The organism is Caballeronia zhejiangensis (assembly GCF_000698575.1).
GTDB classification, from domain to species: domain Bacteria; phylum Pseudomonadota; class Gammaproteobacteria; order Burkholderiales; family Burkholderiaceae; genus Caballeronia; species Caballeronia zhejiangensis.
On the sequence record NZ_JFHD01000076.1, the window covers coordinates 1 to 8,418 of the forward strand.

At 56.3% G+C, this 8,418-nt stretch carries 11 protein-coding genes; 5 read left to right on the forward strand and 6 right to left on the reverse strand.

Annotated features, from left to right (window positions below; all coding sequences use genetic code 11):
* From BG60_RS39420 to BG60_RS35640, 3 genes are all read right to left on the reverse strand, one after another.
* Positions 1 to 193: hypothetical protein (locus BG60_RS39420; RefSeq protein ID WP_034474556.1), on the reverse strand; the 193-nt coding region annotated here is incomplete at its 3' end.
* 90 nt (positions 194 to 283) lie between these two features.
* Positions 284 to 1,573 carry a cation:proton antiporter gene (locus BG60_RS35635; protein ID WP_034474559.1) on the reverse strand — a complete coding sequence of 430 codons (1,290 nt, stop codon included), beginning with the start codon at positions 1,571 to 1,573 and terminating at the stop codon, positions 284 to 286.
* Positions 1,574 to 1,661: 88 nt separating this feature from the next.
* Positions 1,662 to 2,819: a mechanosensitive ion channel family protein gene (locus BG60_RS35640; RefSeq protein ID WP_051996857.1), complete on the reverse strand. Its 1,158-nt coding sequence runs from the start codon at positions 2,817 to 2,819 to the stop codon at positions 1,662 to 1,664.
* 423 nt (positions 2,820 to 3,242) lie between these two features.
* On the opposite strand from BG60_RS35640, the gene BG60_RS35645 reads away from it, so the two are divergent.
* Entirely contained in the window at positions 3,243 to 3,488 is a 246-nt protein-coding gene (locus BG60_RS35645) for a hypothetical protein (RefSeq protein WP_008344633.1), read from the forward strand.
* A gap of 830 nt (positions 3,489 to 4,318) precedes the next feature.
* Here BG60_RS35645 and BG60_RS35650 read toward each other — a convergent pair.
* Positions 4,319 to 4,558 (reverse strand): hypothetical protein, encoded by a 240-nt coding sequence (locus BG60_RS35650; protein WP_008344629.1) that lies wholly within the window; start codon positions 4,556 to 4,558, stop codon positions 4,319 to 4,321.
* Between the two features lie 968 nt (positions 4,559 to 5,526).
* Here BG60_RS35650 and BG60_RS35655 point away from each other — a divergent pair.
* Positions 5,527 to 5,769, forward strand: coding sequence for an AbrB/MazE/SpoVT family DNA-binding domain-containing protein (locus tag BG60_RS35655; RefSeq protein WP_033537285.1), 243 nt, complete (start codon positions 5,527 to 5,529; stop codon positions 5,767 to 5,769).
* Positions 5,766 to 6,188: a PIN domain-containing protein gene (locus tag BG60_RS35660; RefSeq protein ID WP_008344624.1), complete on the forward strand. Its 423-nt coding sequence runs from the start codon at positions 5,766 to 5,768 to the stop codon at positions 6,186 to 6,188. The genes BG60_RS35655 and BG60_RS35660 overlap by 4 nt, the downstream gene beginning before the upstream one ends.
* Before the next feature lie 226 nt (positions 6,189 to 6,414).
* Here the strand turns inward: BG60_RS35660 and BG60_RS35665 are convergent, their stop codons facing one another.
* A complete protein-coding gene (locus BG60_RS35665; RefSeq protein WP_008344622.1) occupies positions 6,415 to 6,894 on the reverse strand; it encodes a hypothetical protein in 480 nt (159 codons plus the stop codon).
* 224 nt (positions 6,895 to 7,118) lie between these two features.
* Here BG60_RS35665 and relB point away from each other — a divergent pair, with 224 nt between their 5' ends.
* Both relB and BG60_RS35675 read left to right on the forward strand, forming a co-directional pair.
* Entirely contained in the window at positions 7,119 to 7,316 is a 198-nt protein-coding gene (gene relB, locus BG60_RS35670) for a type II toxin-antitoxin system RelB family antitoxin (RefSeq protein ID WP_008344620.1), read from the forward strand.
* Complete coding sequence (locus tag BG60_RS35675) at positions 7,313 to 7,606, forward strand: type II toxin-antitoxin system RelE/ParE family toxin (RefSeq protein ID WP_008344619.1); 294 nt, start codon at positions 7,313 to 7,315, stop codon at positions 7,604 to 7,606. Before relB ends, BG60_RS35675 begins: the two co-directional genes overlap by 4 nt.
* A gap of 658 nt (positions 7,607 to 8,264) precedes the next feature.
* On the opposite strand, the gene BG60_RS37725 is transcribed toward BG60_RS35675, so the two are convergent.
* Complete coding sequence (locus BG60_RS37725; RefSeq protein ID WP_081851940.1) at positions 8,265 to 8,417, reverse strand: integrase core domain-containing protein; 153 nt, start codon at positions 8,415 to 8,417, stop codon at positions 8,265 to 8,267.
* Between the last annotated feature and the right edge of the window lies 1 nt (position 8,418).

Sequence of the window (8,418 nt, forward strand, 5' to 3'; positions counted from 1 at the left end):
GCACTCCAAAGAGACTGCACAACGCGCCCCACATGAAGGATACAGTGAACAGTAGCTTCGTGACGAGGTCGGGAAAGTAACCGAGCGCCAAACAACATGCAAACACGATGAGAATCAAGAGCGAACATCCGGCCATTGTGAGCGTGATATCCCAGAATGAAGGCTTGTTCAGTTGAAGACCAAATATTTGCATTCGACGTCTCCGGAGGAGTGGGCCGTTGAAAAGGGATGTCGCCTCGCGCGTAGCCGGACAAGTCTCAGATGCTCGTCGGCAATTCGGCGGTCAGGTTCTAGCATCGGTCTGCATCGGTTGCGCCGCCTCTCCTTGGCAGACGGACTTGCGTACGATGCGCCCAATAGTCAGTCCCTGTCCGAAGATTGAGGCCATGACCACGAGGTACGTCATGGCCAAAATGACTTCACGTGCGTCGCCGCTCGGAAGTGAGAGGGCGAGCGCGACGGAAATGCCTCCACGCAAGCCACCCCACGTCAAAACCAGCCATGAGCCGCGCGGCAGTCCTGCGGCGCGCCGGAGAAAGGCAATTGGAGCACCTACCGTCAGAAGCCGAGCAGCTAGCGCAATGACATAAGCGGCAACGCCGGCAAGTATCATCCTCGAGGTGAATGGGACGATCAGGGCCTGCATGCCAATTAGTACGAAGAGCAAGGCGTTAAGAATCTCGTCGATGAGTTCCCAGAACATGTCGACATAGTGGCGCGTTGTCTCAGACATTGCATGCTCGCGACTACGGTTGCCGGTCATCACACCGGCAATAACCATCGCAAGCGGACCAGAGACCTCAAGGTGACTGGCCAGCGAATAACCCCCAAGGACGGCTGCCAGGGTGAGCAAGACCTCAATCTGGTAATGGTCGACTGATGCGAGGAGTCGATACAAGGCATATCCTAATACCCACCCAAAAGCAATTCCGCCGCCAGCTTCACGCAGCAGAACGAGCGAAGCGCTCGAAACGCTCGGTGCGTCACCGCTTGTTGCGAGGGCGAGCATCAAGGAAAAAAGCACGACCCCCACGCCATCGTTGAAAAGAGACTCCCCAGTAATGACAATTTCCAGATTACGTGGCGCGCCGGCGGATCTTAGAATGCCCATGACTGCAATTGGATCGGTCGGGGAGATCAGCGCGCCAAACACCAAACAATAGGGCAGAGACAGTCGCATGTCGAGAAGCGGCAGCAACAGCCATATCGCGACCCCGACCACGGCGGTTGAGACGCTCGTGCTCACGATGGCGAGCGCCAGGACTTGCCAGCGATAGTTCGCAAGTCTGGCAAAGTCAACATGCATGGCGCCCGCAAAAAGCAGAAGCGACAACATGCCCTGCAAGAGCAACTGACTGAAGTCAACAGAGTGAAGGAAGCCCGCTTCGGCAAGTTTCAGACGATGGACGAACCCAAGCAGGTTCCATCCGAGCCCATCGAGCACCACGAGCAAGAACGTCACCCCCAGCGATGTCGCCATGACGCCAATGGTTGTCGGGAGTCTGATGAATCGATGATTCAAGTAGGCCAATACCGCGGTCATCGAGATGCTGATTGCGACGATGTCGAGCACTGTCAATCCTCTTTACGCAGGTTCTGTGCGAGGTTAAAAGCGGGCAGGCACACAACGTGCGATGCAGCGCTCGCCAGAGCCGCGCGGCCTAACCTTTAAGCGGCGCTGAGGCGGTGCCAACAGCGCGCACGCGTGGCCGAGTAGATTTGCTTGGTTCGTCTTCTTGCGCCTGATCCGCAGCGTCGCCGACAACGTAAAGCGTGCGTGTGGGGAACGCGAAATCCATGCCGCGCTCCGCTAACCCGGTCATAAGATCCAGATTGATTGTCTGCTGAATATCCATGTACAGGTTGAAGCTGGGATCGGTGACGTAATAGACCACTTCGAAGTCCAAGGAACTCTCACCGAATTGCTTAAAATGCGCTCGGTCAAAACGTGTGTTCCCCGCGGATTCGACGGCGGCCTTCACGATCTGCGGGACCTCTTTCAGTTGCTCGGGTTTAGCGTCGTAGGTCACTCCGAAGGCAAACACGATGCGACGTTCCGACATTCTCTTATAGTTGTGTATCGTGTTTTTGAGCAGTTCCGTGTTGCTGCAGACGATCTGCTCGCCGCTCAGGCTGCGAATGCGGGTGGTTTTGAGGCCGATGTGCTCGATGCTTCCAGCGACGTCATTGAACACGATGAAATCGCCTATCTCGAACGGCTTGTCCAGGCCGATTGCCAAGGATGCGAACAGATCGCTGAGAATGCTCTGGACGGCCAGTGCGACGGCAACACCGCCGACGCCCAAACTGGCGACGAACGCGGTGATATTCACGCCCATGTTGGCGAGAACGGCGAGCAGAAGAACAGACCACAGCAGCGCCCGGAGCATCCATGACATCATTGTGGTGATGACCGGATTGTGAGCCGTTGCCGCAGCGCTGGTGAGGCGCCGGTGGGTCCAGACCGAGACGCCGTGATTAACCCAGAGCGCCATCTGGAAACCAACGACGAGAAACCACAAATGGCTGATTCGACTATCCAACTTCGCCGACAGATCAATGAATTCGGTGCCGATCAGCAGTGAGGCCATCACAATCGTCAATCGGTGTGTTCGGTCAAGCACATCAACAACGATGTCATCAAAGTGAGTTGATGTCTTCGCCGCGATCCTGCCAAGACGTGCGACGCAAATGCGAAGTAGCCCTGACAAGATCAGGTAGCTCGCCACAACGGCGACTGCTGCGTAGAGCCATTCGACAGGCGGTATGCCGAACACCGCTCCGAGATCGAACCATTTTGCCGAACTGAACCATTGCATCGGTAAATTCTCCTGTTATCGTTACTGTCACTTACAGTCTGTCTGTACAACGATGCAAGAGTTCCGCAAATTAACATTCGTAAAAGTTCGATGTCCCAATATGGCATGCTGAAATGTTCGCGTACCCAAAACCATGCTGAGCTTATGTTCGAACCGCTTTCGGCATACACCAATTAGCCGTTCATCGGCTTGCTGTTCGAAGTGAATCGACGTCCAAAGGTCCACGGACGCTTAAACGCCTAAGCGACTTAAGATAGGTTTAAGAGTCGAGGAAGAAAGTGGCAGGCTCCCGAGAGCAACGGATCACAACCGAGCAACGGAGCATCGGGGCAACCAGGAATGCGCGCAGGAGTTTTGAGGGAAGGGCTCGGTTCGCGCTCGGTCTGTCGGCCTCGCTTGCATTCCGATTAGAGGAGAGCCACATTGGCGAAGACCATTGTGCACGGAGACTTTGAAGTTTTGCTCGACATTGTGCAGCCGCTTCGAGAGACGAATAGCGTCTGGATCGACGTGACGGTTCGGCATGTTGTTACTGGAGTCGTGGTTTATGCATGCGTGGAGCCGTATCCCGTTATTGCGGGAGACTTGTCCGAGGAAGAGGCGCTTAAATCGGCGATCACGAACGCGTGTGGCCGCATTGAGTTCCGTGGTCGGATCGACCAGTTGTAAAGTATTTCTCTATGCAAGTCAGTCCCCGCCGTTGGCCGTCGCTCGATGAGTTGTGTTTGTGATGCCCTCTGAGAAACGAATCATTCCGTGCGAGCATACGTCGGGCCTGCAGGCGTCGGCCGTGTACGACCTATAATGGACTTGAACTTTTTGAGAATGCAGCGGCAAACACTATGGCCTGAATCACCGACGTTGGTGGTTTGCTAAACGCTTTGCAGATCGTCTGTTGGTGCATCCTCATTGGAGTCAAGGCACGTGCTGACATCAGAAGGCGCCGACGACGCCGAAATCATTATTCGCCCGTGTTCAGGCGGGGGATGGCAGGTCGAGGTTCCGACTGAGCATGGCACGCGCGTCGCCTTCGCTTACAGCGAACAAGAGGCACTTGTCTTGGCGCGTGATATCCGGCCCAAGGCGAACGTTCGAATACTACCGGCAACCGACTAGGGGGTACCTCAATCGGCGCTAAACTCCAGCGAACAAGGCGACAGGTTGTTTAAGCTTAGATCTCGACCCGGCCATATTCGATGGGCTACTGCACCGGCGCTCACCGCGTGATGCAGTCAGGAGCAAAGCGACCAGCGACGTTCTCTCGGTCACATAGCAACAGGATCGGCCAACTTGCGGATTAATCAGCAGGCTATTGCAGCATTGCGCCACGCCAATGCTATCCTGCGGAAGGCATGGTCATCGTTGTCGACTGATGTTGGAGGTATGCATTGGCGGCCTTTCGAGCGCGTTTAGTCGATATAGGATCCCGGCGGGAGCGGGATCAGGCGACCGGATCGGCGGCGCTGTAACTGCGAGAATGCCGATTCCGTCTGATCGATTCAGGAATTCGGTGGCAGTGCCGAGCGTAGGGGCGGGACCGGAAGGTCGTGGCCTTCGATGAAGGCCGCAGCGTACCAAACCGCGAACCTGAGAGCGCTCTCTCCCGTGGCAAAAACACCGAGCTCGCCGAGCGACGTCGACTGTCCATCCTCTTCAAGGATCGAAACGCTAGCGACGAATGCAGCGCCCTTACGGGTAACAGAGGGCTCGAACGCCGCTCCTAAATGATAGATCACCATGAGATCCTCCGTTTTCGCCGCTCTGTTGCGCGCGCAGGGTTCGCTGCCGCACTAGGCTTCGACAGTGCAATGTTGGCTTTTCCTGAGACGGTGGCTGACTGTTTTAGGCTGGGCAACGGGTGAAACGCGCGTTCCTATCGGTAAGTTTTCGGACGCGCGCGTGTCGCGCGAGTCGCCAGTCGTAGTCGATAATCAGACGCTGGCAGCGAATCCGGACGGGCCCCGGCTCAGTCGAACGACAATTGCCAGTTGTGAAATCAAGCTTTGGTGAGCCTTCTCTAAGGTGCGTACGACTCGCCAAAAGCGGATTCCACGGTTCTAAAGGCGTTTGGAGGGGTATTTGGGCGAAAATTCGTTGACAGCGAGTGTTTAGAATACATCTCCCAGCTTGTATCTCAGCCTCACATAGGGCCGCATAGACACTCGCAGAGAAAGCAGGCGAGGGTCCGGAACTTGACCGACGACGATGGCATTGGCATCTGGTTGGCAGCGCGGCGGCTAAATCGGGGGGCAGTTCGTCTGGTCCAACGCTGGCAGCGAGGCAGCGAGTGCTCACGCACGAACAATCGGCTGGCCTGGTGCTGGGCTCTCGCATGGCAGCACATCGGCCAAGATAGCGTGATACGGACGTCGGACACGTCGAACGTGACGCACCGGGCAGGATCAGCGATCAGCATCGCGGTCAACATTCCTATTTTTTTCGACGTTCTTCCGACCGCCCGACAGTTTTGATCGCTGCCACGGTCGTCACGCGAGGTTGGTTCTTTTCTGCCCGGCGATGGGCACTGACTCGACCCGATCGTAAGACGGGTGCGTGCGGGAGAGCCGACAAGCATCGGCGGCGTGTTGAAAACCGCGCTCGCAGGGTAAGTGTTCGCGGGCCAGGAGGTCACCACGGCTTGGACTTGATACAACCTCGGATCGGATATACAATTATATTAAAGTGTATCCATGCCATGGGAGTGATCATGCAGGTCGCGAAATGGGGTAATAGCCTTGCCGTGCGGTTGCCCGCAAGTGTCGTCGATGCGCTGGGCTTGAAGGAGGGCGACGATATTGAGATTTACGCTGCCGATTCTGGCGCGTTCTCGGTCAGCAAAAAGCCGACCGTTGCCGAGCGGATTGAGCGACTGCGCAAGTATCGGGGACGTCTGCCCGCGGACTTTAAGTTTGATCGGGAATCGCTCAGCGACCGGGATAACGTCGAATGACAGTGGCCGCACCGACTCGGTTCGCCGTTGATAGCAACATACTCGTCTATCTGTTTTCGGACGATGCCGCGAAGGCTGACAGGGCTGAGGCATTGGTGGCTAGCGGAAATTTCAGGCCAGTCATCAGTACTCAGGTGATGAACGAGGTCACGCTTGTGATGAGCCGGAAGATGGGCTTATCGTGGCCTGAGATTGAGCACATCTTGGACGATGTCGAAGTGTTTTGCGAAGTCGTGCCGCTGACGCTTGAAGTTCATAAAGAAGCACGTCGGATTGCAGCGCACTACGGATTCAGGTTTTACGATTCCTGCATTATTGCTTTCGCATTGCTCGCGGATTGCGAAGTCCTCTACAGCGAAGACATGCACCACGGTCAAGTCATCTTCGGCCAGCTGACCGTGATAAACCCGTTTTCTTGAGCAGATGGGTCTATCGACTGAACAACTGCGCGTCTTACTGCTTGATCGTAGGCTCGCGGCGGAGCCGTACGCAGTCTTCTCTAAGCGCCATTATTTTACATAACCCAAGTTATCAAACATTATTTCGGGTACCTAATTATGTCAATTTCCCGAAACTTCGGTTCACTTCGACACATGTCATTGCCGCTGGCCGCGCGGTCACCGATCGCGACGCTTTCCGTGCAAATCAGGTCCGCGTCGTGAAGCGTTTTAGCAGGGCCCGCGCGTCCGCTAGGAAGGCTTCCGGAAACTTGCGGCACAGCGCCTCGAACATCGGTCGCGCGTCCTGCAGGCGCGAGACGATCCGCCGATCCTTGCTGTCTTCGCTGCCTGCGCCCCCCATCCCCCCCATGTCCGCGAACACCACCTGCTGCAACAGGACCACGGCGCCACACTCCGCGATCTGTTCGAGCACCAGAGCGAAGTCGCTGCCAAACAACACGGGCCCGTAGGTCAGCACTAATGCCGTAAGCACCAGCAATTCAACGCGGCTCGGTTTGACCGGCTGCGACACTGGCTGGCCCTGCACGATCTGGCGCAGGGCCGCCGCGCGGCGGTTGCGCATGATGGAGCGGTCAAGTTCGAGTACGATGCGCGCAACCTCAGGGTCCGGCAGGGCGCCGAAATCCTCGTCATCGTCGTCAAAGTCGCCAAAATCTTGTGGCACGAAGCCCTGTCCTCCGTTGTAAATTGGACTTCATTCACTCTATTCCTGAAGCGTCAATTCTATAGTTCATACTAATAGTAGCTTTCACTATAATAGCATTCAGCTATGATGCATCGTCGCCTTTCGGCCCTAGAAGATCGGATGAGACGCTTTGGGTTTCGTGACTCCCTGACGGGTCAAGGTAAGCGCGCTATCATGACGTTACGAACAAACCGAGAATCGCCATGGGAACCCGACTCGATCCTTACATCCACGAGCACGACACGGTCGAAGAAGCTGAAGCCTTCGACCGCGCGTTGTGTGAGCGCGTCGAGCGTGCGAGAAACAGCGTCAAGCAAAGCGTGCCACACGAGCAGGTCATGAATGAAGCGCGGGCGCTTCTCGATGCGCAGCGCGCGAAGAATGCGGGGAAGCGTGATTGACGCGGCTTCCGATTGTCTGGGCCGATGAGGCCCGCGAGCTCTTCCTCGAATACCTCTTCTTCATTTCCGAAAAGGACGAAGGCGCAGCAGAAAGGCTTTTCGAACAGGTCGAAAGATCGCTCGAGCCAGTAGCCTTCTTCCCGAACTCCGGTCGCCCCGGTCGGGTTCCGGGCACACGTGAGATCGTATCGCATCCAAATTACCTCACGATCTACGAAGTCCACAATGACTTCATCAAAGTCGTGGACTTCACCCACGCCAGGAAGCTCTACCCACCGTCGCCCGGTTAGACTTTAGTTTGGGGGCAGTCCGGAACTTGAACCTGGGCACCCAGGGCGGCCCTTCTCTGGGGCGGAGAACCTCCACGTTCGCCCGCGCCCTGCCAGTTCCCAATTGGCTCGACGAACCTCGATCCCCAACGGGCTCAAGTTGGGCGACATGCTTTCCTCCGAACCATCTGGCGAGCTTGCTAGACGCGTTCCCTGCACGTATGGTATGGCACCAATTAAGATACTATTTATGTCAAATATTGGACGCTATCACTTCTCGAAGTACTTGCGAAATCATTGAGACCGGTGTCTGCCAATTTCTGTTATCGACGCGAACGGACACCTTCCTGCAGCGCTTTTCGCGGCGGTGAGTAATTTCAATCCGACGACAGAAAGGAGCGGCGCATTGCAAGTTTGGGGGCAATGGCGTTAAAGAAGTGATACGACGTTCATCGCCCCATCTTCGCCACCTGGCGTCGCGCGTGAGCTGAGCCGCCTTCGTAGGCCTCGTCCTCCGTCTCAAAGCGAAGGTGGCTGTCGCAACGAAGCTCGCTGACGTTTGGCCCGCTCAAATTAACGTCGACCCATGCATAAGTGAAGCCACCGGCAACTAGCGATAGAGGTGGCCTCGGTAGTTCGGACAGCCTTCTGAGATTTTTAAGTGGAGCGTCCGAGGCAATCATGCTGCCGATTTGATCGCTGGCAGCGTCGCGAAGTATGCCTCATCCGGCGTCTGATCCGCCAGGCTCGAATGGGGCCGTTTACGGTTGTATAGCTCGATGTAATCGCCGATAGAGCGCCGGGCGTGGCTGACCGACTCGTAGGCCCTCAGG